We start from the raw sequence: 25097 nt of genomic DNA on the forward strand, positions 1-25097 counted from the left end.
CTTGCACTAAATTTAGCGCCTTCCTACAATCGCCGCGATAGTGTATTTGCAATTGTTACAGTTTTGTGGCGATGAACGACACAAATGGCCTTAAGCCAGCCCGGACAAAGGAAGTGGCGCGGCGTCTTCCGCTGCGTCTTGCCCGGCGGCTACCAATACCGGAATAAAAATAATGAGCCTGCAAAAAACCTGGGGTAACTTTCATCTGACTGTGCCGGGCGTGATGTTACTCTCCGCGCTCCTCGTCGGATGCGATGAGGGAGTCGCGCAAAACGCCGCGCCGCAAGCGCCCGCGGTCAGCGCCGCTGACGTGGTCGTCAAATCCATCAGCCAGTGGGATAGCTTCAACGGTCGGATTGAAGCGGTGGAAAGCGTTCAGCTCCGACCCCGAGTCTCCGGCTACATTGATAAAGTGAATTACACCGACGGCCAGGAGGTGAAAAAGGGCGAGGTGCTGTTCACTATCGATGACAGAACCTATCGCGCCGCGCTGGAACAGGCGCAGGCGACGCTGGCGAGAGCCAAAACCCAGGCCAGCCTGGCGCGAAGCGAGGCTAATCGTACCGATAAATTAGTCAATACCAATCTGGTTTCCCGCGAAGAGTGGGAGCAGCGCCGTGCGGCGGCCACCCAGGCGCAGGCCGACATCCGCGCCGCGCAGGCGGCGGTCGACGCCGCGCAGCTTAACCTGGATTTCACCAAAGTGACCGCGCCTATCGATGGCCGCGCCAGCCGCGCGTTGATCACCAGCGGTAACCTGGTCACGGCTGGCGACAGCGCCAGCGTCCTGACCACGCTGGTATCGCAAAAGACGGTTTACGTCTACTTTGACGTGGACGAGTCGACCTACCTTCACTATCAAAGTCTCGCCCGCAGCGGGCAGGGCGCGTCGAGCAATCACCTGGCGCTGCCGGTTGAGATTGGCCTTGTTGGCGAAGAGGGTTACCCCCATCAGGGGAAAGTGGATTTTCTTGATAATCAGTTAACGCCGAGTACCGGCACGATCCGGATGCGCGCGCTACTGGATAACGCCCAGCGTCAGTTCACGCCGGGGCTCTTTGCCCGCGTCCGCCTGCCGGGCAGCGCGGAGTTCAACGCCACGCTTATCGATGACAAAGCGGTGTTGACCGATCAGGATCGTAAATATGTTTATGTCGTTGATAAAGAGGGTAAAGCGCAGCGTCGTGATATTACGCCGGGGCGTCTGGCGGACGGTTTGCGCATCGTGCAGCAGGGGCTGAAGCCTGGCGATAAAGTCATCGTCGAGGGTTTGCAAAAAGTGTTTATGCCGGGGATGCCGGTTAACGCGAAAACCGTGGCTATGACCGCCAGCACCGCCCTTAACTGATCCCTTATCTGAGAATCCGACCCATGGACTTTTCCCGCTTTTTTATCGACAGGCCAATTTTCGCCGCGGTGCTGTCGATTCTGATTTTTATCACCGGATTAATCGCCATCCCGCTGCTGCCGGTCAGCGAATATCCTGACGTCGTGCCGCCCAGCGTGCAGGTGCGCGCGGAGTATCCCGGCGCCAACCCGAAAGTGATCGCTGAGACCGTGGCGACGCCGCTGGAAGAGGCGATCAACGGCGTTGAAAACATGATGTACATGAAATCCGTCGCCGGATCCGACGGCGTGCTGGTGACCACCGTCACCTTCCGTCCGGGTACCGACCCGGATCAGGCGCAGGTCCAGGTGCAAAACCGGGTATCGCAGGCCGAAGCGCGTCTACCGGAAGATGTGCGGCGTTTGGGGATCACCACCCAGAAGCAGTCGCCGACGCTGACGCTGGTGGTGCATCTGTTTTCGCCCGGCGGTAAATACGACTCTCTGTATATGCGTAACTACGCCACGCTTAAGGTGAAGGATGAACTGGCGCGCCTGCCCGGCGTCGGCCAAATTCAGATTTTTGGCTCGGGTGAATACGCGATGCGCGTCTGGCTCGATCCCAATAAAGTGGCGGCGCGCGGGCTGACAGCATCGGATGTGGTCACGGCGATGCAGGAGCAAAACGTCCAGGTTTCCGCCGGGCAGCTTGGCGCCGAGCCGCTGCCGAAAGAGAGCGATTTCCTGATCTCCATTAACGCCCAGGGGCGTCTGCATACCGAAGAAGAGTTTGGCAATATTATTCTCAAAACGGCGCAGGACGGCTCGCTGGTGCGCCTGCGCGACGTGGCGCGTATCGAAATGGGCTCCGGCAGCTATGCGCTGCGTTCTCAGCTGAACAATAAAGATGCGGTCGGAATTGGTATCTTCCAGTCGCCGGGGGCGAACGCCATCGATCTCTCGAACGCGGTGCGCGCCAAAATGGACGAGCTGTCGAAGCGTTTCCCGCAGGATATGCAATGGGCGGCGCCTTACGACCCGACGGTGTTTGTTCGCGACTCCATTCGCGCGGTCGTGCAAACGCTGCTGGAAGCGGTGGTGCTGGTGGTGCTGGTGGTGATCCTGTTCCTGCAAACCTGGCGCGCGTCGATTATTCCGCTGATCGCGGTGCCGGTCTCGGTGGTGGGAACCTTCAGCATTCTCTACCTGCTGGGCTTCTCGTTGAATACCCTGAGCTTGTTCGGGCTGGTGCTGGCTATCGGCATCGTGGTGGATGACGCCATCGTAGTGGTGGAAAACGTCGAGCGAAATATCGAGGAGGGGCTGGCTCCCCTTGCCGCGGCGCATCAGGCGATGCGTGAAGTGTCCGGGCCGATCATTGCCATTGCGCTGGTGCTGTGCGCGGTGTTCGTCCCGATGGCGTTTCTCTCGGGCGTGACCGGTCAGTTCTATAAGCAGTTTGCGGTGACGATCGCGATTTCCACGGTGATTTCGGCCATCAACTCGCTGACGCTCTCTCCGGCGCTGGCCGCGCTGCTATTGAAGCCGCACGGCGCGCCGAAGGACTTCCCGACCCGGCTTATCGATCGTCTGTTCGGCTGGATCTTCCGTCCGTTTAACCGCTTTTTCCATCGCAGCTCGAACGGCTATCAGGGGCTGGTGGGTAAAACGCTCGGACGACGCGGGGCGGTGTTTGCGGTGTATCTGCTGCTGCTCTGCGCCGCAGGCGTCATGTTTAAAATCGTCCCCGGCGGGTTTATTCCGACTCAGGATAAGCTGTACTTAATCGGCGGCGTGAAAATGCCGGAAGGATCTTCGCTGGCGCGCACCGATGCGGTGATCCGTAAAATGAGCGAAATCGGGATGAATACCGAAGGCGTGGACTATGCGGTCGCGTTCCCGGGGCTGAATGCGCTGCAGTTCACCAATACGCCGAATACCGGGACGGTCTTCTTTGGCCTGAAGCCGTTCGACCAGCGTAAACATTCGGCGGCGGAAATTAACGCCGAGATTAACGCCAAAATCGCGCAAATCCAGCAGGGCTTTGGCTTCTCGATTTTGCCGCCGCCGATTTTAGGGCTGGGTCAGGGCTCCGGCTATTCGCTCTATATTCAGGACCGGGCAGGTCTTGGCTACGGCGCGCTGCAAAGCGCGGTGAACGCGATGTCCGCTACGATTATGCAGACGCCGGGGATGCATTTCCCGATCTCCACCTACCAGGCTAACGTTCCGCAACTGGATGTGCAGGTCGATCGTGATAAGGCGAAAGCGCAGGGCGTGTCGTTGACCGATCTGTTCGGTACGCTGCAAACCTATCTGGGCTCCTCTTATGTCAATGACTTTAACCAGTTCGGGCGTACCTGGCGCGTCATGGCGCAGGCCGACGGTCCGTTCCGCGAAAGCGTGGAGGATATTGCCAATTTGCGCACCCGCAATAATCAGGGCGAAATGGTGCCGATCGGCAGTATGGTAAATATCAGCACCACCTACGGACCGGACCCGGTGATTCGCTACAATGGTTATCCGGCAGCGGATCTGATTGGCGACGCCGACCCTCGCGTACTCTCTTCCTCGCAAGCGATGACGCAGCTTAACGAGATGTCTAAACAGATATTGCCGAACGGGATGAATATTGAATGGACGGACCTGAGCTTCCAGCAGGCCACCCAGGGCAATACGGCGCTGATCGTCTTCCCGGTGGCGGTACTACTGGCGTTTTTGGTGCTGGCGGCGCTGTATGAAAGCTGGACGCTGCCGCTGGCGGTGATCCTTATCGTACCGATGACGATGCTGTCTGCGCTGTTTGGCGTCTGGCTGACCGGGGGCGATAACAACGTGTTCGTGCAGGTGGGTCTGGTGGTGCTGATGGGGCTGGCCTGTAAAAACGCGATTCTGATCGTCGAGTTTGCCCGCGAGCTGGAAATGCAGGGGAAAGGGATCATGGAAGCGGCGCTGGAAGCGTGCCGCCTGCGTTTACGCCCGATCGTGATGACCTCCATCGCCTTTATCGCCGGGACCATCCCGCTGATCCTCGGCCACGGCGCGGGCGCGGAAGTCCGTGGCGTCACCGGGATTACGGTATTCTCCGGGATGCTGGGGGTGACGCTGTTTGGTCTGTTCCTGACTCCGGTGTTCTATGTGACGCTGCGTAAATTCGTGACGCGCGGTAAACCGGTAGAGGACGTTTCGCAGGCGTAGGGTGCGGCAGATAACAAAAAACCGTCTTCACAGTGAAGGCGGTTTTTTTTGCGCTCAAGGAAAATTAATGGGCTTCTTTATACTTGGCGATAAGTTCAGGCACCGGATCGCACCCGCTGGTATCGGCTTTTTTCACTTCTTCCAGCGCACTTGCCACGGTGTGGCGCGCCAGTACCTGTAGCGAAGCCTGTTCCGCTTCATCGGCGATAGATTTGAAGTACCAGCACGCATTCGCGCTGACCACGCAGCGGGCGGGGACGTCAGGACGCGACGCCCAGAGCTTTTTATCTTCGATGACGGAGACGTAGATATCGCGTAGGGTGATCTCTTCCGCCGGGCGGCCAAGATGAATAGAGCCGTTGCGGCCAAGCGTAGAGACGATGATGCCGTCACGGGTGAGAGGAACCATGAGTTTGCGGATAAAGCTCGGGTTGGCTTCCAGACCGTAGGCCAGAATCGCACTCGTCGAACGTTCACCCAACTGCTCCGCCATTGCTACGCTGAGAACCATCTGCAAAGCTGTCGGGAAGCGGTAATCTAACATTTTTTTATCCTGGGTAGCGGTGAATCTTGTTCTTTTTGGCACCGCAGAGGTGAGTAAGCAATAAACAACAATATACCAAATACGGTAATTTTTTTGAAGCAATCTGCGCTTTAGCCACTATGTAAAAAAGCGTGAGTGAGATCGGGGGCTAGCTGACGCCTCACGCCATGGCGTGAGGCATTGATGAAAAATGTATCAGCAAAATCATGGGTTCATCACTTCTAATACCCGCTCGGGCATATAGGACCGCTGTGGTCTTAATGGCAGTTTACCGTTGACGTTGAATAAGGTGGGTAGCCATCCCCCAACTGAGCGCGGCGCCTTTGCCGTCCATAAAATCGAGAACAGAGTAACTCGCATTGGGGTGAGCATAGCGAGAGAAGTTATCGAGAGTCCCTTCTTTAAGTATCGCCAGTACGCCCTGACTGACATGCCCGTGAGAAACAACACAGACGATCTGATGTTCATTGGTATTTTGCAGGTGTTGTAAGAAATTTATCACGCGTCCTGTGGCCTGAGCTAACGACTCTCCCTCCGGGGGACAATACGCTGCATCACGGGCGAGCAACGCATCTGCATCATGCGGATTGTCTCGCCTGAAGTGCTCGAAAGATATCCCTTCAAAGCAACCAAATGACTGTTCCTTAAGAGATGCTTCAACTTTTAGCGGGCAGCCAAGACCTTGAGACAGCTTCAGCCCCATATGCCAGGCGCGCCCAAGCGGGGAGCTGTAAACACATTCTATCGGATATGCCTCTTTCGTCAGCGCTGTCAGTAACGCCGCTGTTTCTTGCATACCGCGGTGGGTTACGACGCTGTCGCGATGTCCCTGAATAATTCCTTTTTGATTCCACTCGGTTTCTGCGTGCCTCACCCATATCACTTTCATCGTATTTGAGATCCGTTATCCAACGTGACGACCGTTTGTTATTTGCTTTAGCGAAATGCTTCGCCAGGCTCAGGGCGAGAGTGTCCGCTTCTTGCCATTTGACTCCGGAGTACCCTGATGGAATACCATTTTCCATTGGCCATTCCCTGACATTTCCCAGCATGAGGAACGAAGAGATGCACGGCTGCCATCTTGATGAAAAGTCCTGTAGTGTAAGATTGCGAAATTATCTCTAACGCTGATAAGTCTGAAATCTCGACTGAGAAGAGGCGGAACATATTCTTCAGTAGAAAGTGCCGCTATTGTTTCAGCACGATCAACTAGCACACCCGATCGTGTTATTTCTCTAAATTCCTCATGAAGTATCTGCTCAAGCCATTCCCGCTCTTTGCGCTTGTCGCCATGAAGAGAACATTCGAGTCCTTTAAGCGTCTCCAGAAGCACAGTGTTTGTCCTCATAACCTTCGGTCATTAACTCTTAGGGCAATAATCGCTGGAAAGCAATATCCGCTCCTGGCTATCACTTATTTGGCGACCAGATAACCCGCTTCACTGCGTCGCCATCATGGTCTGACAGAAAGATGCAGGAATAAACGGGGCTATGCCACGCGTAAGCTGGGACGTACCGATGAGGGCATCGGCTACTATCAGCGTTCAATCGCGCTCGATCCGACCTATGCCAAAGTACGTGAATATCTTGGTGAAGCATGGCTGGCGAAAGGTCGTCCTGACCTGGCAAAAGCGCAATTGAAAACTATCGCCGCGCTGTGCGGCCATAGCTGCGAGGAGTACCGGGATCTCCAGGCTGCGATCGACGGTCATCCTGAGTCCTGAATAAGGAGATGAGGATAAAAAAATCACGATCAGCGACGTCCGTCAGCATCTTGCTGAACATCTGACACGCCTGTGGCGTTATGGGCTGGTTCTGACGCGTAACCGTGAAGTTGCCGAAGAACTGGTTCTGTGTACCTGTGTCCGCGCGCTTGAAAAAAGCGCGCAGTTCACCCCTGGCACACGCATAGATCGCTGGTTATTTACAATTCTGCATTCCATCTGAATATCAGAAGTGCGCGCCCGCCGGGTGCGTCAGGGGCGGGGGTTCGTCGAAAGCGATGATTTACTGGCGCCGGATACAGACGAACAGGATGAGGCTCGTCTGCACTATGTGAAGTTCAATGGGTGTTTTCCTGGCATTGATACTGTTGCTGGCCGGGCTGGCACATAACAAAAGGGGATTGATTAACGATCCGTGAGCGAAGACAGGCACGATACGCATCATGGTGATAATCCTTGCAGTGTTTAGCGGGTAAACGTGCGCGCTGTTTTTTATAGGATTCAAGGTTTATGGCCCTTGTATCAATGCGGTTAACGTGACTTATTTCCCGGTGATTAACTATCAAATCTTTATTGTTTTATTAAATTTCATGTTTTATCGAAATTATCACATAAAAAATCTAATACACCCTTAAAGAAAACCCACTTAATCTCACCCGATTTTTTCTGTAACCTGTCACTATAACAAAATACGGTCATGCAAGAAAAATCGACGCTGTTTTATTATGCATTCATAAGAGTATGGAGAGAAAATGAGTTTGATTTTGGCAATGTTTATGTTCGCTCTGACGATGTCCTTTTCGCCAGGTCCGGTGAATATGGTTATTATATCTTCAGGGGCGAACCATGGATTTAGAAAAACCCTTCCGTTTGTTTCAGGTGCTACCATAGGATTTACGCTATTACTTATCCTTGTCGGTTTTGGGTTCTATGCCGTTATCGAGTCGTATCCACTCTTCTTAAAATATCTTAATATCGCCGGTTCAGCATTTATTATATTTGTGGGTTATAAGATAGCTTCGTCCCAACCTGAGTTATCTCTGAAAAAAACAGATACCCCAGGTTTCGTTCAGGGTTTTTTACTCCAGTGGCTCAATCCTAAAGCCTGGATCGCCTGTGCATCTGGGGTGGCGCTATTTTCTGATTCGTCAACCCACACAATGCTGATTACCTTTATAATTATCTATTTTTCAGTGTGTTACATCTCTCTGGCTGCATGGGCAATACTGGGAAATAAAGTATCAACATTACTAAGTAGCGCTCAGCGGATCCGTGTATTTAACGTCCTGATGGGTGGGTTACTGATCATGACCGCTTGCTATATGCTCTCTTTTCAATGATCGGCTTCCCATTTATTGATGCCGGCTTAACTGCCTGGCAATGAACGCCAGGCGTTCAGTCGTTCGCCTGTTTGTTAGTTAATCTAATATATGATGCTCAAAAGCGTGGTAAATTTTATTTATTAAGGTGTAGGCGATGCTGCTGGTCGAGATATTGGAGGGCCAAATGGCATAAACTTTCAGTGGTTCTAATGACCAGTCGGGGAGTACCTCCTGCATTTCTTCGCGCTGAATATCCTCTTTACTGAGATAGGCAGGAGGAGCAACTAACCCTACCTGTTGTTTTGCCAGCGCATAGGCGGCCTCGACATTATCAACGTAAACCGTTGGGGTGTACTTTATGATGGCCACTTCACCATTAGTATGTCTGAACTCTCGGCTGTTCTGTCGCATAGTCAGACCAATCCAGGGCATTTTTGCTAAATCATCAGGATGGTTGACAGGTTTGTAATTGCTTAACCATTGCTTTGATGCCACCACTTTTCGCGGCAATACAAAAAGATGCCGTGCTTTGAGCGAGCTGTCCGGCAGATCGCCAATACGAAATGCCACATCAATACTTTCCGCAATGATGTCCTTACGCGTATCGCTATAGGAAATATTCAGACAAACATCCGGATATTCTTTTATAAAAGCGGCAAGATGGTGCGTAAATACACTATTTTGAAAAACGGCAGGTAGCGAAATATGCAGTTTATTGGTTGTTGAAATGGTACGCTGTTTAAATTCGATAAATCCCTTTTCATAGAGCTCGAGCATAGCATTTGCTGTCTCGAGCAAACTTGCGCCATCGTGAGTCAGGGAGAGCTTGCGGGTATTTCTGTAGAGCAACGCGCTGCCAAGATTTCGCTCAAGCTTAGAGAGATGCGTGCTTGCCGTCGCGGTAGTCAGCCCTAAAGCGTCTGCACCACCTGAAATTGAACCTGCCTCTACAATTTTTGCAAAAACAATCAGGTAACGGATGTCATCGATCATTTACATTCCTGTGGCGGCAAAGTAGCGCTAAGACTGAGATTTATCCAGTCAATCATACAGTTAGCATATCCTGATTTCATCTCCAAAAAACATCTCTTTTGCCAGAAAGCCCCGAGCGCGGCAGGCCTGTCCATCAGCTTAAGGAAGTCAATGGAGACAATATGACGATGTATAATTTACCGCTTCAGGCAATATCCGCCATCATTGGCCCCTGATTAATTCATGGCATAAGCTCCCGAGCTGCTCCACGGCATGCAAAAGCGCGGGCGTGGGGTCGTTCGCACCGTTCAGGCGCAGGTAGTTTTGCAGTTCCGCCGCGCCAGGGGAAAACAACGGCCCCGGGCTGACGCCAATTCCCAGGGCGAGGGCGCGACGATGGACTTCCAGCGCATCGATCCCGGCGGGCAGTTTGACCCAAATCAGAAAGCCGGCTTCGGGAGCCGCTACGCGCGTGCCCGGTGGGAAGCAGGCGTCAACCCTGGCGATGATGGCCCGCATACCTTCCGCAATCCGCAGCTTCAGGTGGCGCAGGTGCCGGTCATAATCTCCGCTGGCGAGGATCTCGTTCGCCGCGGCTTCAATCAACGGCGCGCCTGCCCATTCCCCGGCCATGCGGGCCTGCAACACCGCCGGGTGATAGCGTCCGGCAGCAATCCAGCCAATTCGCCAGCCCGGCGCCAGGGTTTTCGACAGAGAACTGCAATAAATCACATTTCCGCCCTTGTCGAAGGCTTTACACGCGGGCGGACGCTGCGCGCCACCGGCCAGATCGCCGTAGACATCGTCTTCAATTAAAGGGATGCCCCGATCGGCAAGCAGGGCCACCAGCGCCTGCTTGCGCGCGACGGGCATGCTGGCGCCCAGCGGATTTTGCACCGTGGGTGAGGCCAGAACGGCTGTCGGACGGTGGCGCTTGATGGCCTCTTCAAGCGGCGCCAGCAATAATCCCTCAATCGGGTCCGTGGGGATCTGTAATGCCTTCAGCCCCAGATCCTCCAACAGCAGAAGCGTGCCGAAATAGGCGGGCCGCTCAATCGCCACCGCATCGCCCGGCTGGCATACCGCGCGTAGCGCCAGGCGTAGCGCCTGCGTTGCGCCTGCCGTGATGATAAGGTCATCAGCGCCAAAAAGGGCCCCCCACTGTGCCGCGCGGGCGGCAATCTTTCTGCGCAGGTCCGCTCTTCCCGGGGGTAGGCTGTAGCTCTGCCCGCGCGCGTCAAGCCGACGTCCGGCAGTGTGCAACGCCCGCTGCAAGGCATCGACGGGAAGCCAGGCGGTATCGGGTAGCGCGGCGCCAAGCGGCACCAGACGCGCTTCAGCGCTACCGAACAACGAGCGGGCGATGGCGGACATGGTCACCGGCACGGGGCCGGATAAAGATGCTGCGCGCTGTACGTCTCCGGAGGTGTTTATCTGGCGGACAAAGTAGCCTGAACGCGGTCGGGCGATGATCAGGCCTTCCGCCTCAAGATGACGCAGGGCTTCGAGCGCAGTGGGGAGGCTGACCTGCTCGCGCTCGGCCAGTTTGCGCGCGGAGATAATGCGATCGCCTGCCCGCAAAGCGCCTGAAGCAAGCGTCAGCCGCAGCATATCGGCTATTCGGCGGTAGTGAGGAATCGGCGGGAGTGGGTTGGACATCGTCATCTGTATAGTCTGATTTTTGATAAATCTGACTATACAGTCGTTGCGGGGCGCCATCTATAGTGGGTTCAACACAATCCAGCCAAGGAAATCACATGCACAGCGACAGTTTCGACCTTTCACTTTACTTCCGCCGCATAGGCTATAGCGGGCCTGCGGCAGCGGATACCGCAACGCTACACGCGCTGATGCGTCACCAGCTCTTTGCCATCCCCTTCGAAAATCTGGACGTACAGGCAGGTAAAATCGTGTCGATGGAGCCCGATGATATTGCCAATAAGCTCTTACGGCAGAGACGGGGCGGCTACTGCTATGAACTCAACGGGCTGTTTACCATGGCGCTGGAAGCGCTGGGTATTGCCTGGCGGTTTGTCGCGGCGCGGCCCATGTTCTATCCTGCGCGCCGGCCTAAAACCCATATGGCGGTGGTCGCGGAAGTGGAGGGGCGTCAGTGGCTTTGCGACCTTGGCTTTGGGAGCTACGGTATCCGCGCGCCGCTGGCCCTGGACGAACTTGATACGGACATTATCCAGGATTTCGATGCGTTCCGGCTTAGCTGCGATGCGCATGGAGACTACCTGCTGCAGGCAAAAGTTGAGGGAAGCTGGGCCAATCAATACGGTTTTGACCTGTCACCTCAGGAGTGGATTGATTTTGTTCCGGCCAATTTTCTTAACTCCACGCATCCCGATGCGGTCTTTGTACAAAAGCTGCTGGTGATACAGCATCAGCCCGAGGGGCGCTTTATTCTGCTGGGCAATATGCTTAAGAGTATTACCGCCGACCGCGTAGAGAAGCAGTGGCTGGCGGAAGATGAAATTGCGCATGCGCTTGAGAACCGCTTTGCTTTGTCTGCTCGCTAATTAGTCAAACGGGCAAGCTAGCCCGCGGCGAGACGAATACGAAGCCGATATAACGGGGAAGGGAAGCGAACCTTCCCTGTATTCCCTTTGTTCAGTTGATATACCCCCATCGGCCGCCAGCAATGTATTACGGTTCAGGCCGGGATATTAAATCATCGATAATGCAAATCGAAAATGTACGCCACTTTTAATAACCAAGTCCATTCAGTCAATTACCCGCGTAAAATTAAGATAATTCCATAAAGACTGGGCGGTATAGTCCTGTGAAAAATATTGTCGATAAAATCTATTCTCCCCGACATTTCCTTTGTTTACAGTTTGTTATGGCTGTGCGGTGATATTTTTGGCGATTAAAAATGGTTAAAACAAAATCATCTACTAAAATAGAATTGTTGATTAAATTCATACGCTAGCAATTCGTACTCATTTAGATAATTAGTCCCTGGTCGACCGCCCGCTATTTAAGCGGCGAGCGATAGCGGCTGACGATAATTATCCCGCTCGATATTATCGCAGATCTGGCGGGTTAATGTCTGCGGTGAACGTTTATGCCAAACGACTTCAGGACTAATGAGTTATTTCAAAGGACAACGTAAATGACGAATATCTACGACTCTACCTCTATTAGCAGTCAGGAAACCGCCAGGCAGGTGCCCGCGGCCGCAGTTAACAGCGCGAGCGCGGTATCATGGGGGGCGATATTTGCAGGCGCCGCCGCTGCCGCCTCGCTGGCGCTTATGCTGCTTATGCTTGGTGCCGGATTGGGCCTTACTTCAATTTCACCGTGGGAAAATCAAGGCCTTGCGGCGGGGACCGTCGGTATTGCCGCCATCGCCTGGCTGACATTTACCCAAATTGTGGCCTCAGGAATGGGGGGGTATCTGGCCGGAAGGCTGCGGACTAAATGGGTTGATACGCATACCAATGAAATCTATTTCCGCGACACGGCGCATGGCTTTCTGACATGGGCGGTGGCGCTGCTGGTATCAGCCGTTCTTTTAACCACCACCATCAGTTCCCTGATCGGCGGCAGCGCAAAAGTCATGGGTTCCGTTGCCGGGGGCGCGACGGCTACTGCCATGAATAAGGCTGGGGACGGATCCTCGATGTTATCGAAGTCATCGATGGAATATTTTACCCGCTCACTGTTCAGGGCGAGCGGCTCCACTCCGGCAGATAACAGCAACGCATCAGGCAATGATGTCATGGCCATGAATCATCCTGTGCCGCCAAAGGCGGAGTCTCCCGCTCAATTAGCCGAGGTGACGGGCATATTTGCTAACAGTATTTATTCTGGCGCGCTTCCCCAGGATGATCTGAACTATGTGGCGCAGCTGGTTGCTCAGAATACCGGTATAAGTCAGCAAGAGGCCGAGCAACGGGTACAGGCGGTTTATGATAAAGCCCAGGCTAATTTGAAAGAGGCGAAAGATAAAGCGCAGCAGGCCGCTGACGCCGCCAGAAAAACCACCAGCTACGTTACCCTGTGGTCATTTATTTCTCTGTTAATTGGCGCTTTTGTTGCCAGCCTTTGTGCCACCTATGGCGGCCGTCAGCGTGATTTATAACGTCTAATACTCATTATACGGGAGGAACCTATGCGTTCAATATTGCTTTTCTTTCTGGGTGTGCCAATCCCTATCATTATTTTAATCGCGTTATTTGTGCACTAACTATTTTCCGGAACGGCAGGAATAGTGGTTAAAAAAATACTGACCCGTCGCGCATTACCGCTAAAGCATAAATGCCCTTCGAGGGCATTTATGCTTTTTATCAGGCGCTCAGAGGGGCCTGCTGCGCGTCACCAAAGAAGTTCTCCGCGACAGAGTGATGTCAACTATCAATAACACCCGCAGTGAATTAACGTTCACGCCTTGCCATCATCAGCGCCAGGTCAACGAGGCGATTGGAGAATCCCCATTCATTGTCGTACCACGCCAGAATTTTGACCATATTGCCGCCAATCACCAGCGTTGACAGACCGTCGATAATCGACGAGCGGGGGTCACCCTGGTAGTCGCTGGAGACGAGCGGTTCATCGCTATAGCCGAGGATCCCTTTCAGCGGTCCCGCCGCGGCGGCTTCGCGGAAGGCATTATTCACTTCTTCGGCCGTCACATCTCGCGCCAGCGTCACGGTCAGGTCGACAATGGATACCACCGGCACGGGGACGCGCAGCGAGTATCCCGTTAAGCGGCCATCCAGCTCAGGAATAACCTTGCCCAGCGCCTTCGCTGCGCCGCTGGAGTAAGGCACAATCGACAGCGCAGCGGCGCGAGCGCCGCGCAGATCTTTTTCCGGCTGGTCGTGCAGCGCCTGGCTGTTGGTGTAGGCGTGGGTGGTGTTCATCAAACCGTGCTTAATACCGAAATGCTGGTGCAGAACCTGCGCGGCAGGCGCCAGACCGTTGGTGGTGCAGCTACCATTGCTGACCACGTAGTGTTTATCCGGGGAGTAGAGGCCATCGTTAACGCCCATCACGATGGTTAAATCATCGTTTTTGCCGGGGGCGGAGATAATCACGCGCTTTGCGCCACCGCTACGGATATGCACAGACGCCTTGTCGCGATCGGTGAAGAATCCGGTAGCTTCAATGACGATATCGACTTCACGTTGACGCCACGGGATATTGGCCGGATCGCGTTCGCTGAATACGGTAATGGGTTGACCGTCAACCACAAGCTGCCCTTCACCGGCGGTGACGTCGGCGTCGAGCTTACCAAGCAGCGAGTCGTATTTCAGCAGATGCGCCAGCGTTTTGCTGTCCGTCAAATCGTTGATCGCCACAATCTGAATATCCGGATGACCCAGTGCAGCACGCAGTACGTTGCGTCCGATACGGCCAAAACCGTTAATACCGACCTTTACCATAATTAACTCCTTATCCATTGTCTCTGGCGTCAGAGTAGGTCGGGTAGGCTTTGGCGTAAATGACAAAAAAGGATCACTTTACGCCATTTTGCGACAGTGAAATCGCTGTCGATATTCCCCGGGTGTGAGGTGAAGCTGTTTTTCAAACAGCCGTCGCAGGTTAATGCTGCTGCCAAATCCCGTTTGTTCGGCGATACGATCCAGCGTCTCGTTAGTTTGCTCCAGACGCTGCCGCGCGGCGGCCAGGCGGGCTTCGGCGACGTAGCGCGCCGGCGAAGCGCCGGTTTCCCGGGTAAATACGCGGGTGAAATTCCTTGGACTCATGGCGACTCTTTCCGCCAGTTTATCCACGCTGAGGTCGGCGGTGAGGTTTTCGAGCAACCACGCCAGCAGATCGTTAATGGGGCCCAGGGTGCTGGTCTGCTGGAGGTTGTAGCGGCTAAACTGCAGCTGGCCGCCGGGACGTCGCAGGTACATGACGAAATCCTGGGCAATATCGCGCGCAAGGCTGAAGCCGTAGTCCTCTTCAACCAGCGCCAGGGTGAGATCGAAGCCGGAACTGACTCCGCCAGAGGTCCAGATGTGTTCGTCCTGAATATAGAGTGGACCGCCTTCAACGCGTACCTGCGGAAATTCCGCCTGCAGGGTATCCAGTAGCTTCCAGTGGGTAGTGGCTCGTCTGCCGTCCAGCAGCCCGGTTTGCGCAAGCAGCATGGCTCCGCCGCAAATGGAGGCAATGCGGCGGGCATGGGGTGCGGCAAGGCGCAGCCAGTCAACCACCGCGATCCCTTCCTGCGGGTTTTGACCTCTGCCGGTAATCATGATGGTATCGAGCGGCTCGCGAGGATCTATCTCATGCAGGCGATGATCGGCCAGCAGATTTAATCCAGACTGACCATGGATCACCTGATGCGGCTGGGTGGTCGCTAGCTGGACCTGGTAGCAGAGTTTCCCGGCGCCTTCCGGGTGCAGGCGGTTGGCCTGCATCAGAATGTCGGCAATACCGGCGGATTCAAACAGCATGCCGCCATCGGGGACGATAATAAGTATCTTCTTCATGTCTTGAAAAGTAATCTTTTTACAGAATAAGTCAACCGGACAGGCGGGGGAGAGATAATTTTTACCCCCGCAGCGACGCTGTTCTCTCGTTCGCTGATGGTTTGACGTCGACGGGATGGGATTACCTGCTGAGGTAGGTTTCGTACAAACTGGACTGGAAAAATAGTACCGAATATCTGCTTTGAGCGAGAAGCGGACGTCTACCATTCAGTTTGGATGACGCCCTATTGTACCGGCACGCTATTTCACACGGTTACCTGCCTGCAGATTTCGTTAGCCATTTTGGCTGTGAGTAATAACTGCCTGGCATGTAATCGGGAAATTAAGGGAATTTGCAATGAAACAAAGATCATGCGCGCGGTGATGGAGAGCCTGCGCTCGATTGATGTCATCTCCGGGACGGATCGTTATTTCAGGTTTTAAAGTAATATCGGTGAAACATCCTTTTTTCCCTTCGCGCATCGTTCCATGTGCTCGGTCAACATAGCTTATAACGCTTATCCCTGCTTCCGAGCAGAGATGCAGATACCATAATTTATGGTATGCTGAAGCAGCAGCAACGAGCAGGTCCTCCGGATTCCAACATTTGGCATCGCCCAGAAATGCGGGGTCTGATGACCCCAAAATTACAGGTTTTCCGTCCTCTGAAATCTCATAACTTCGCTCATAGTCTTTGTAAGACTGCGTGCCATTACCTTTATTTCCCGTCCATTTAACGTTCACCTGGTAGTGATGCTCTCTCTCGATCATTTTGGTCTCCGTGTGCATTAACTTATTGTTTTGGAAATATTAGATTTGTCTCGCCGCCGCATTTCTGGACTCAATCTATCAAATGGTATACCATTATACCATCGTTTTTTTCGGAGTCGTTTATGAGCTTTAGAGCTGTTTCAACCGCAGACTTACTCGCTAATAAGTTAAGAGAAATGATTAACAACGGTAGTCTTCGTGATGGTGAAAGGCTTGTCGAAAGAGACCTTGCAAGTCATTTTGATGTAAGCCGTATTCCAATGCGGGAGGCGATCAGACAACTTGAACATGAGGGTCTGGTGGAGATTTTTAGAAATCGCGGAGCAATTGTCAGAACGTTATCTGTTGATGATCTTAATGAAATTTACCAGCTGCGTTCTCTGCTCGAGGGCGAAGCAATATTTCAGAGCGTCAATAATTTGAGTGCTGATAATCTGGCGAGAGCGGGGCTGACGCACAGTCTTCTTGCTTCATGTACCAAATTCGAACTGCAAGGGCAACTAAACCGTGAGTTTCATGATCTTCTCTATAGCGGGTGCGAAAATCATCGTCTACTGACCATGATTAATGATTCTCGCAATCAGATTGAGCGGTATGAATACCTCCAGCGAAAGCTACTCTCTGAGACATCCCTGTTTCAGGATGACCACGCGAGTATTCTTATTGCCTGCCAGCAACGAAACGCCGAACAAGCGCGAACTGAAGTTAAGCGACATATTCAGATTGCCGGAAAAATGTTGCAAGACCTGGTAAGTAGACAAATAAGTTAATCGACCAGAAGACAGGTAAGTTATCCTGAGGATGTTCGCTGCTGGCACGAAGCAGACCCTATTTAAGGGGGGAGACTGCCGAGAACGAAAAGCAGATGAATGCTTTAAAGGATGCTGAACGCTTTAAAAGGACATCGTTTTTTTGCAGTACACAGGGACCAGAGCAGCTGTTACTTTTCGGGAAAAGGTGAGTTGTGGATGAGGAAATGCTTAATTGAGTCGATTAAACCGGGAGCTAAGGGGAGCGCTGGATCAGCGTATGAAGCGATATTCGCCTTGCTATCGTCCGAAGTCACCTCCTTCATAACATGGTTCATATCGGGCAGTATAATTAAGGACGCTTGAGGATTCGCGGCCTTAAGCAGCCTTGCATCCGTTTCTTCCACCTGAAGATCGCGTAGCCCTTGTAGCACTAACACGGGTTTGGAAATACGCGAAATGAGCTGACCCGGATTATATGAAAACGCATTGATCAAAAATCCCTGCACCCCAGGATTAAAGAGATTTTGCAGTGCTGGATGCATATTCGAAATATCTACCCGGCGCCGATGCTCGAGAGCATCAATGATCGGCAGTGCCTGCTTTAATAGCACTTCGTTTTCCGGATTAGCGTAAAGTTGCCCCCTCAACACCTCGCCCATCGGCCTCCCGGGCGTTGCAATAAGAACCACCCCGCACAGATCCTCTTCTTGAGCCGAGGCAAGGGCGACTACGCCTCCTTCGCTGTGTCCTAAAACCCAAATACAGGAAGCGTGCATCTGACGTCTAAGCATTTCTACCCAGGATCGAACATCGTCAACATAGTCAGCCATCGTCACCGCATTGCCATCCTCTACGGCCATTGCGCTAGCGAACATTCCACGTTTGTCGATACGAAGCGTTGCAAAGCCTTTTGCCGCCAGACCTTCAGCAAGAAGTCGGTAAGGCGATGCATTCACACCAAGCGGGTTGTTTCCATCCCGATCGGTCGGCCCGGAGCCAGGAATGATAAGAACAACCGCGGTTGGTTTAGAATTTGGGGTGAGTAACGTACCCTTCAAAGGACCTTTCGGCCCAGCGGCCTCCAGGACAGTTTCGGAAAAGGTCACCGGCACTGCCGCCAGACTCACAAATGGGCAAGCGCTCAAAAGGGCAATGGAGGCGGCAGTATTCATCGGTGATATTCCTGTAAAACTCAGCGTGTCCGTTAATTTATATGATAAATAGGACCTGTTCTCCATTGATCAATACCTCAGCGGCGGTAGAAAAGTCCGATCCGGCACTGTGTTGAAGCGGCGCGGAGCCAGTTCTTCGACACAGAACACTTTACAATTCCTAATGGAAAACGAATGACTTTCCATACCTAAAAGGGTATGGCTGGGCATCATTATAGTATTGGAAAGGATGTCATACCTGTTATTAAGATTGAATCACCCGCCAGACAGGGCGAACGAATATGCAGATAGAGGTGATCATTCTATGAGTAACGCAATAACTAAAGTCCACAACGCCAATGCACGTCGTGGCGGTGATGTATTGTTAGAAGTTCTGGAAAGTGAAGGGGTGGAATATGTGTTTGGTAATCCAGGCACAACCGAACTGCCCTTCATGGATGCGCTGTTAAGAAAACCGTCAATTCAGTACGTGTTAGCTCTGCAGGAAGCGAGCGCAGTAGCCATGGCGGACGGTTATGCGCAGGCAGCAAAAAAGCCAGGATTCCTGAATCTGCATACCGCCGGTGGTTTAGGCCACGGCATGGGAAACCTGTTGAATGCAAAATGTTCACAGACGCCACTCGTGGTGACAGCGGGGCAGCAGGATTTACGCCACACGACAGCCGATCCGCTATTGTTGGGTGATCTGGTGGGAATGGGTAAAACGTTCGCTAAATGGTCACAGGAGGTGACTCACGTTGACCAGCTACCGGTATTAGTTCGCCGGGCTTTCCACGATTCAGACGCTGCACCGAAAGGCTCCGTTTTCCTGTCGCTTCCGATGGATGTAATGGAGGCGATGAGTTCTATCGGGATCGGGGCGCCTTCCACTATTGACCGCAATGCAGTCGCGGGTTCGTTACCTTTGCTGGCAAGTAAGCTAGCGGCATTTACTCCAGGTAAAGTCGCACTGATTGCCGGCGACGAAATTTACCAAAGTGGAGCGGCCAGCGAGGTTGTTGCTCTTGCTGAGATGCTTGCCGCTGACGTATACGGTTCAACATGGCCAAACCGGATCCCCTACCCAACAGCACACCCTCTCTGGCGGGGCAACCTGTCCACTAAAGCGACGGAAATTAACAGAGCATTAGGCCAGTACGATGCTATTTTCGCACTTGGTGGTAAGTCGCTTATCACCATTCTTTATACAGAAGGTCAGGCAGTACCGGAGCAGTGTAAAGTGTTCCAGTTATCAGCCGATGCGGGCGACCTGGGACGCACTTACAGTAGTGAACTCTCAGTGGTTGGCGATATTAAATCATCGTTAATGGTGCTACTGCCCGAGCTGGAAAAAGCCACGGCAAACCATCGAAGTGATTATCAACGTCGTTTTGAAAGCGCGGTTAATGAGTTTGAATTGAGCAGAGATAGTCTGCTAGAGCAGGTTAAGGAACAACAATCTGCTACGGTAATTACGCCACTCGTGGCTGCCTTTGAGGCCGCAAGGGCGATCGGACCCGATGTGGCAATTGTTGACGAAGCGATTGCAACCAGCGGCTCGCTTCGTAAATCACTCAACAGTCCCCGCGCGGATCAATATGCCTTTTTACGCGGCGGTGGTCTGGGGTGGGGGATGCCTGCAGCTGTGGGCTATTCACTCGGTTTGGGAAGAGCGCCTGTGGTGTGCTTTGTGGGCGACGGCGCTGCGATGTACTCTCCTCAGGCTCTCTGGACGGCCGCACATGAAAAACTGCCGGTAACCTTTATTGTAATGAATAACACGGAATATAACGTATTGAAAAACTTCATGCGTTCACAGGCGGATTATACTTCGGCACAAACAGAACGCTTTATCGCAATGGATTTGGTTAATCCGGCAGTTGATTATCAGGCGCTGGGTGCATCGATGGGACTGGAAACCAGAAAAGTTCTTCGTGCCGGGGATATCGCCCCGGCAGTTGAGGCCGCACTGGCGAGTGGCAAACCTAATGTGATCGAAATCATTATCAGTAAAAGTTAATCATTAATCCGTTCGGCCTGCGGTGCATGCAGTTTATCCCTGATACTGCGGCACTGGTTCACAAAACCCGGTAAAGCCGGGTTTTTGTTCTTTGTCGACCACATCAGCATATTCTCCACCATATTCGGATTTTCCAGCCTCCGGTAAACTACACCACGCAATTGGGCATTCTCCATACTTGCGGGAATAAGCGCCACGCCAACGCCATGGGCCACAAAATTCATTACAGTCTGCTGTATGGAGGCTTCCAGTCCTATTTTCGGGCTAAATCCGGCCTTGAGGCACTGATGAAGGATGGAATCATAGAGCATCGGTGCACTCTGGCGCGGAACAGTGATGAATGGGTCATCACTGAGTGATTCAAGCCTGAAATGCTCGCTTTGAACCTGGGGGTGATTGGCAGGAAGGGCGGCGATTAGCGGCTCACGCAAGAGCACCAGTGAATGAATTCCCGGAGTGGCCGTCTCGGAGAAGCTGATTGCCGCGTCTAATCTGCCATCCTGTAATGCGGCGTGTAAATCAGAGGGGACCATCTCCTGAAAATGCAATTCCACATCAGAATAGGTATCCCGGTGCTGTATGGCAACATGAGGCACAACGCTATAGCTGGCATACATTGTTGCACCTAATTTCAGAACACCTTTCTGCCCTGATTCTACTGCCCGTACGTTATTACAAGCCTGCTCCAGCATTGCCAGCACCGCCTGGCAGTCCACCAGAAATTGCTCTCCGGCAAGGGTTAAACTGACACCTTTAGCGGCCCGGTTAAATAGCTTTGCACCGAGGATGGTTTCCAGCTGGGCAATTTGCCGGCTTAAGGGGGGCTGCGAAATATTGAGTTTATTGGCGGCTTTGCCGATGTTTCCGGTTTCAGCAACAGTGCAAAAGTTAATCAACTGATTAAGGGTCGGTTTCATGAGCATTCCTGAAGCAGGTTCATACCTTCTATGGTATCACTTGTTTGCAGGGCGGAGATGCACATGAAGTCGCAGGGTCAACGCACTATCACTCTGTCCCTGAATAATACCCTTCACATTCCACTCTGTTTCCGCGTGTCGAACAGGTATCACTTACATTATTAAAGGCCATGTATGTTATTGATTTAAATGCTACAGAACAAACATATCCCTTTAATATAGTGGTTTTTTTCTGCTCTGGCCGCAAACAGGAATAAGTGTGGCTGAATATTATTTTCAGTCTCATAAATGATGTATTGAAGGTCGTTAACAGACGGAGTTCGAACTAGCGGCCTTTTCTCCATGGCGATTCACTGTTCCTGTCTCTGGCCGATATATTCCCCTAATCCCTTTGCCAGAACATCGAAAACCAATTTGCAGCACAGACTATTACGCAGGTCTTCGTGCATGACGATCCAGGTATCAAGATAGAAAGAAAAGACATTCGACAGTAACCTCTGCAATGGAATATAGCCATTGGCCAACTGCACCTGGCATATGCCAATGCCGGCACCGGCGCGAATAAGATTCAGCTGAGCCACGTCGCTGTCGGTGCGCATGGAAAAGGCATCGCGGCTTAGCTGAGGGAATTTTTCCAGGGCCTTACGGATGAAAGGCGTATCCTGATCAAAGCCAACCAGCGCATGATTCAGCAAATCTTCGCTATTTTCAGGTGTGCCATGACGTGCGAGATAGGAAGTCGATGCGTGGAGACCGAGCTCAATGCGCCCAACGCGACGCGCAATAAGCTGCTCCTGTACTGGCGTAGTCATGCGTACAGCAATATCGGCTTCTCTGTGCAGTAAATCCTGAACCCGGTTCGACAGAACTAATTCAATCGTTATTTGTGGGTGAGACTTCCTGAGCCTGGCAATAAGTGGTGGCAGAACCTCAACGCCGATAACGTCACTTGCGGAGACGCGGACAACGCCACAAATGGACGCGCTGTTATGACTAAAGTTGGAGGCTGTACGCGCTAACGTATTCGCGGTGCTCTCCATCGCTTCGGCATGCACCCTCAGCGCCAGCGCCGTTTCAGTCGCCAGCAGGCCCGTCTGCGACCGCGTGAACAACACCTGGCCCAGAGCGGACTCCAGCGCAGCGATATGGCGTCCTGCCGTAGGCTGCGTAATCGAAAGCCTGCGTGATGCGCCGGAAAGCGAACCTTCCCTGAGCACAGCCAGAAATGTTCGGTACCACTCCCATGGGATAGATTTATTCATACAAATTTGTATAGCTGCCCTATAAAGATATGCAATTCCATTTAGCTCTGCCTGTACGTACGCTGTCAAGGTCAAATCAGCGAAGAGGCAGATATTATGGAAACCCGAGGCAAAGTACTGATACTTGGCGCAACCGGCGGTATCGGTGGTGAAACTGCTCGCCGGCTCATTCAGAAAAAATGGGACGTACGTGCACTAAAACGAGGACTTCATGGCAGTGAACAACGTGATGACATCCAGTGGATAGGGGGCGACGTTCTCGACCCGGACCAAGTCGCCGCGGCGGCGGCAGGCTGTAGCGCGATCGTTCACGCCGTCAATCCGCCCGGCTACAGAAACTGGGAGCATCTGGTGCTGCCTATGCTGCGCAACACGATCGACGCAGCAGAACGAACCGGCGCCTTGATCGTGCTTCCCGGTACCCTTTACAACTATGGTCCTGACGCTTTTCCGCTAGTACGGGAAGATGCTCCGCAGATGCCGGTCACAAAGAAGGGAGCGATCAGGGTACAAATGGAGAACGAACTTGAGGCCTATTCGCAGCGGGGCGGGCGGGTATTAATCCTCCGTGCAGGGGATTTTTTTGGTCCACGCGCCGGTAATAACTGGTTTTCTCAAGGTTTGATTAAACCCGGCAAGCTGCCTGGCGTCATTAGCAATCCTGGTTCGCATGAAACGGGTCACCAGTGGGCTTATTTACCTGATGTAGCGGAAACGATAGCTGCGCTGCTAGAACGACGCGAGGAACTTGAGCCCTTTGCGCGCTTCCATATGCAAGGCCATTGGGATGCCGACGGCAGCGAAATGGTCAGTGCGATTCAACGCACTGCGGCGCGCTACGGCGGCGTTGCCAAAATACAATCATTTCCGTGGTGGTTCGCGTACCTGGCTGCGCCTTTCAACGCAACCTTACGCGAGCTTTTGGAGATGCGGTACCTGTGGCGCCAGTCGGTCCGCCTGGACAATACGAAACTGGTGAAATTTTTAGGTGCCGAGCCTCACACCCCTCTTGATGTAGCTGTCCATACGACGTTACAGGGCCAGGGTTGCATTGATCATACCGAGATACCTCGCACAACGGTATAGAGACGCGCCATGGTCGCTTCTGGCACGAAGCGGACAAGCTAACTGGGCTAAAGGTCCGCTATGAGCGAGGAGCGGACGTTACCGACACCCATCGATTTTCATTGATGTATAAATTATTTTTTCTTATTTTAATTCACTCTAACCTGAGCTCAAGAGCTCTTTCTTAATAACGAAAGGCCATAAAATGAATATCGAGGCATTTGCGTTTGGCACCACCAACTGGGGTGAAATCGAAATAACAGAACATCCAGGGGAAACGGGCATGGCTTACTGGCGCACGCAACTTTTTGGTCAGAAGCCAAATCAAATTCGTGTGCGAATGGTTGAATATACCCCTGGTTACCTCGCGGATCATTGGTGCAATAAAGGCCATGTCCTTTTATGCATGGAGGGAGAACTCGAAACACTGCTCGCAGATGGCCGTAAATTCACTTTAACTGCGGGAATGAGCTATCAGGTGGGTGATAACGCAGAACCACATCAGTCCAGAACGGAGACAGGGGCAAAACTCTTTATTGTGGACTGACGGATTCGTTGTTGTTGCGATTGCGGCGTCCGATTCTGGAACCTTCAGGTGGTAAACCACCTGCAGTTTCCCCTTTTTGCCCTGCGCCGTAGGGAAGTGGCTTCTTCAGGGAAATCCCCTGAGCAAGCGCTGTTGGGCTGTTCTTTAGTACTGCAAGACCAACGGCGGAGCCCAGCGCCAGTTTATAAAAGTCCCTGCGTGTTATTGGCATAGCGAAATCCCACTCAATTGATTGTTTTAGCGGAGGTCTTCATGAACTATAGAACAGCTGTACATAATGAGCATGATAATATCTCTGCTGGGCAATTTCCGTTCAATCATTGAGTTATTTATTATTGGATTTTGCTGTTTATGCCAGAACGATATAACGCGATGCCAATTCCATTACGTCCGCTCCTGGCACGAAGCGGACCGCCTGAAGCGCCGTGAGGTCAGCTTTGAGCGAGAAACGAATGTTTATCTTACGGCAGGACGGTGGCAGCATTGCCATATTTATTGGGGCAATACCCACGCCTTGTTTTGTATAACCACCCTATATCCATCGAAGTCAACAAATGTCCTTCCGTTCACATCCCAGTAAGGATTGAATGACGTGGTCATTCTAAAGCCAGCACCGATCATTCTTTCACAGGCAATTCCCCATTCTTTTTCTTCAGAGTAATAAAGAACGAGTAAATCCTCTTCTGTGTGTAAAGGTTGAACGGGATGGCTTCGGCAAAAAGTGAATTCTATGTGCCAGTCTAAGTCTCCCCTCCCTAGCATTATTCCATTGAAACCGTCATGATCGTTGAATTCAGCAATTTTATGCAGACCTAACCCCTTGCTGTACATCAGAAATGATCTTTCGAGATTGGCGACGGGTTTAGCAATACGCATATGAGTAAACATCAGTGTTCTCCAGGGAAAGATACTGCTTTAATATTAAAATCCCGCCTGAGTTTACATGTGATTATACATTTCATTTGTCCATAAGAGCTTCCGAAATATCCTGCTTCGGCTTGCTGACGGTCCGCTTCTGACGCAAAGCTGTCTACCAAACTCCACCAACGCCCATTAGTTATAGCGTTAAGGCTGTGAGGGTAAAATATATTCC

21 protein-coding genes and 3 pseudogenes are annotated in these 25097 nt (G+C 52.5%); 11 read left to right on the forward strand and 13 right to left on the reverse strand.

The window, feature by feature from the left end:
* Positions 1-172 precede the first annotated feature (172 nt).
* Positions 173-1348 carry a multidrug efflux RND transporter periplasmic adaptor subunit OqxA gene (oqxA, locus tag KCG39_RS03785; protein WP_004121017.1) on the forward strand — a complete coding sequence of 392 codons (1176 nt, stop codon included), beginning with the start codon at positions 173-175 and terminating at the stop codon, positions 1346-1348.
* A gap of 23 nt (positions 1349-1371) precedes the next feature.
* The gene (gene oqxB, locus KCG39_RS03790) at positions 1372-4524 is read left to right on the forward strand and encodes a multidrug efflux RND transporter permease subunit OqxB (RefSeq protein ID WP_211811553.1); all 3153 of its coding nucleotides are present in this window, start codon (positions 1372-1374) and stop codon (positions 4522-4524) included.
* A gap of 64 nt (positions 4525-4588) precedes the next feature.
* Here oqxB and oqxR read toward each other — a convergent pair whose 3' ends face one another.
* From oqxR to KCG39_RS03805, 3 genes are all read right to left on the reverse strand, one after another.
* The gene (oqxR, locus tag KCG39_RS03795; RefSeq protein WP_004121015.1) at positions 4589-5068 is read right to left on the reverse strand and encodes an efflux pump transcriptional repressor OqxR; all 480 of its coding nucleotides are present in this window, start codon (positions 5066-5068) and stop codon (positions 4589-4591) included.
* A 268-nt stretch (positions 5069-5336) separates the two neighbouring features.
* Complete coding sequence (locus KCG39_RS03800) at positions 5337-5957, reverse strand: histidine phosphatase family protein (RefSeq protein WP_004121014.1); 621 nt, start codon at positions 5955-5957, stop codon at positions 5337-5339.
* 69 nt (positions 5958-6026) lie between these two features.
* A complete protein-coding gene (locus KCG39_RS03805) occupies positions 6027-6416 on the reverse strand; it encodes a nuclear transport factor 2 family protein (RefSeq protein WP_211172091.1) in 390 nt (129 codons plus the stop codon).
* Between the two features lie 129 nt (positions 6417-6545).
* Here KCG39_RS03805 and KCG39_RS03810 point away from each other — a divergent pair.
* From KCG39_RS03810 to KCG39_RS03820, 3 genes and pseudogenes are all read left to right on the forward strand, one after another.
* Positions 6546-6791, forward strand: a pseudogene (locus KCG39_RS03810) (tetratricopeptide repeat protein); the annotation flags it as partial.
* Between the two features lie 28 nt (positions 6792-6819).
* A pseudogene (locus KCG39_RS03815) lies at positions 6820-7128 on the forward strand (sigma factor); the annotation flags it as partial.
* Positions 7129-7543: 415 nt separating this feature from the next.
* The gene (locus KCG39_RS03820) at positions 7544-8131 is read left to right on the forward strand and encodes a LysE family translocator (RefSeq protein WP_049115665.1); all 588 of its coding nucleotides are present in this window, start codon (positions 7544-7546) and stop codon (positions 8129-8131) included.
* Between the two features lie 78 nt (positions 8132-8209).
* On the opposite strand, the gene KCG39_RS03825 is transcribed toward KCG39_RS03820, so the two are convergent.
* Complete coding sequence (locus KCG39_RS03825; protein ID WP_004121011.1) at positions 8210-9106, reverse strand: LysR family transcriptional regulator; 897 nt, start codon at positions 9104-9106, stop codon at positions 8210-8212.
* Between the two features lie 201 nt (positions 9107-9307).
* Positions 9308-10804 carry an aminotransferase-like domain-containing protein gene (locus tag KCG39_RS03830; RefSeq protein WP_049115669.1) on the reverse strand — a complete coding sequence of 499 codons (1497 nt, stop codon included), beginning with the start codon at positions 10802-10804 and terminating at the stop codon, positions 9308-9310.
* A 38-nt stretch (positions 10805-10842) separates the two neighbouring features.
* Between KCG39_RS03830 and KCG39_RS03835 the strand changes: the two genes are divergently transcribed.
* The gene (locus KCG39_RS03835; protein WP_004121008.1) at positions 10843-11610 is read left to right on the forward strand and encodes an arylamine N-acetyltransferase family protein; all 768 of its coding nucleotides are present in this window, start codon (positions 10843-10845) and stop codon (positions 11608-11610) included.
* A gap of 596 nt (positions 11611-12206) precedes the next feature.
* Positions 12207-13178, forward strand: a complete 972-nt coding sequence (locus tag KCG39_RS03840; RefSeq protein ID WP_004121006.1) for a hypothetical protein — start codon at positions 12207-12209, stop codon at positions 13176-13178.
* Between the two features lie 292 nt (positions 13179-13470).
* On the opposite strand, the gene gap is transcribed toward KCG39_RS03840, so the two are convergent.
* The 3 genes from gap to KCG39_RS03855 all read right to left on the reverse strand — a co-directional run bounded on the left by gap (position 13471) and on the right by KCG39_RS03855 (position 16290).
* Entirely contained in the window at positions 13471-14481 is a 1011-nt protein-coding gene (gene gap / locus KCG39_RS03845; RefSeq protein ID WP_142445677.1) for a type I glyceraldehyde-3-phosphate dehydrogenase, read from the reverse strand.
* A 78-nt stretch (positions 14482-14559) separates the two neighbouring features.
* A complete protein-coding gene (locus tag KCG39_RS03850; RefSeq protein WP_049123121.1) occupies positions 14560-15540 on the reverse strand; it encodes a GlxA family transcriptional regulator in 981 nt (326 codons plus the stop codon).
* 273 nt (positions 15541-15813) lie between these two features.
* The gene (locus KCG39_RS03855; protein WP_211811554.1) at positions 15814-16290 is read right to left on the reverse strand and encodes an OsmC family protein; all 477 of its coding nucleotides are present in this window, start codon (positions 16288-16290) and stop codon (positions 15814-15816) included.
* Positions 16291-16412: 122 nt separating this feature from the next.
* On the opposite strand from KCG39_RS03855, the gene KCG39_RS03860 reads away from it, so the two are divergent.
* On the forward strand, positions 16413-17060 hold the full coding sequence (locus KCG39_RS03860; protein ID WP_049115550.1) for a GntR family transcriptional regulator: 648 nt from the start codon (positions 16413-16415) through the stop codon (positions 17058-17060).
* Between the two features lie 170 nt (positions 17061-17230).
* Here KCG39_RS03860 and KCG39_RS03865 read toward each other — a convergent pair whose 3' ends face one another.
* Entirely contained in the window at positions 17231-18214 is a 984-nt protein-coding gene (locus KCG39_RS03865; protein ID WP_142468222.1) for an alpha/beta hydrolase, read from the reverse strand.
* Positions 18215-18518: 304 nt separating this feature from the next.
* Between KCG39_RS03865 and KCG39_RS03870 the strand changes: the two genes are divergently transcribed.
* Complete coding sequence (locus tag KCG39_RS03870; protein ID WP_004120992.1) at positions 18519-20213, forward strand: thiamine pyrophosphate-binding protein; 1695 nt, start codon at positions 18519-18521, stop codon at positions 20211-20213.
* Here KCG39_RS03870 and KCG39_RS03875 read toward each other — a convergent pair.
* The 3 genes and pseudogenes from KCG39_RS03875 to KCG39_RS03885 form a co-directional block, all read right to left on the reverse strand.
* The gene (locus KCG39_RS03875) at positions 20210-21130 is read right to left on the reverse strand and encodes a LysR family transcriptional regulator (RefSeq protein ID WP_049078941.1); all 921 of its coding nucleotides are present in this window, start codon (positions 21128-21130) and stop codon (positions 20210-20212) included. The two genes, KCG39_RS03870 and KCG39_RS03875, sit on opposite strands and share 4 nt — an antisense overlap.
* Before the next feature lie 69 nt (positions 21131-21199).
* Positions 21200-21283, reverse strand: a pseudogene (locus tag KCG39_RS03880) (histidine phosphatase family protein); the annotation flags it as partial.
* A 197-nt stretch (positions 21284-21480) separates the two neighbouring features.
* Entirely contained in the window at positions 21481-22392 is a 912-nt protein-coding gene (locus KCG39_RS03885) for a LysR family transcriptional regulator (RefSeq protein WP_142468223.1), read from the reverse strand.
* A 96-nt stretch (positions 22393-22488) separates the two neighbouring features.
* Between KCG39_RS03885 and KCG39_RS03890 the strand changes: the two genes are divergently transcribed.
* Together KCG39_RS03890 and KCG39_RS03895 are read left to right on the forward strand one after the other, a co-directional pair.
* Positions 22489-23478: an NAD-dependent epimerase/dehydratase family protein gene (locus KCG39_RS03890; RefSeq protein WP_142468224.1), complete on the forward strand. Its 990-nt coding sequence runs from the start codon at positions 22489-22491 to the stop codon at positions 23476-23478.
* A gap of 184 nt (positions 23479-23662) precedes the next feature.
* The gene (locus KCG39_RS03895; RefSeq protein ID WP_112165201.1) at positions 23663-24004 is read left to right on the forward strand and encodes a DHCW motif cupin fold protein; all 342 of its coding nucleotides are present in this window, start codon (positions 23663-23665) and stop codon (positions 24002-24004) included.
* Positions 24005-24496: 492 nt separating this feature from the next.
* Here KCG39_RS03895 and KCG39_RS03900 read toward each other — a convergent pair whose 3' ends face one another.
* The gene (locus KCG39_RS03900) at positions 24497-24892 is read right to left on the reverse strand and encodes a VOC family protein (protein ID WP_004120985.1); all 396 of its coding nucleotides are present in this window, start codon (positions 24890-24892) and stop codon (positions 24497-24499) included.
* Between the last annotated feature and the right edge of the window lie 205 nt (positions 24893-25097).

Source organism: Klebsiella pasteurii (genome assembly GCF_018139045.1).
Classification (GTDB): Bacteria; Pseudomonadota; Gammaproteobacteria; order Enterobacterales; family Enterobacteriaceae; genus Klebsiella; species Klebsiella grimontii.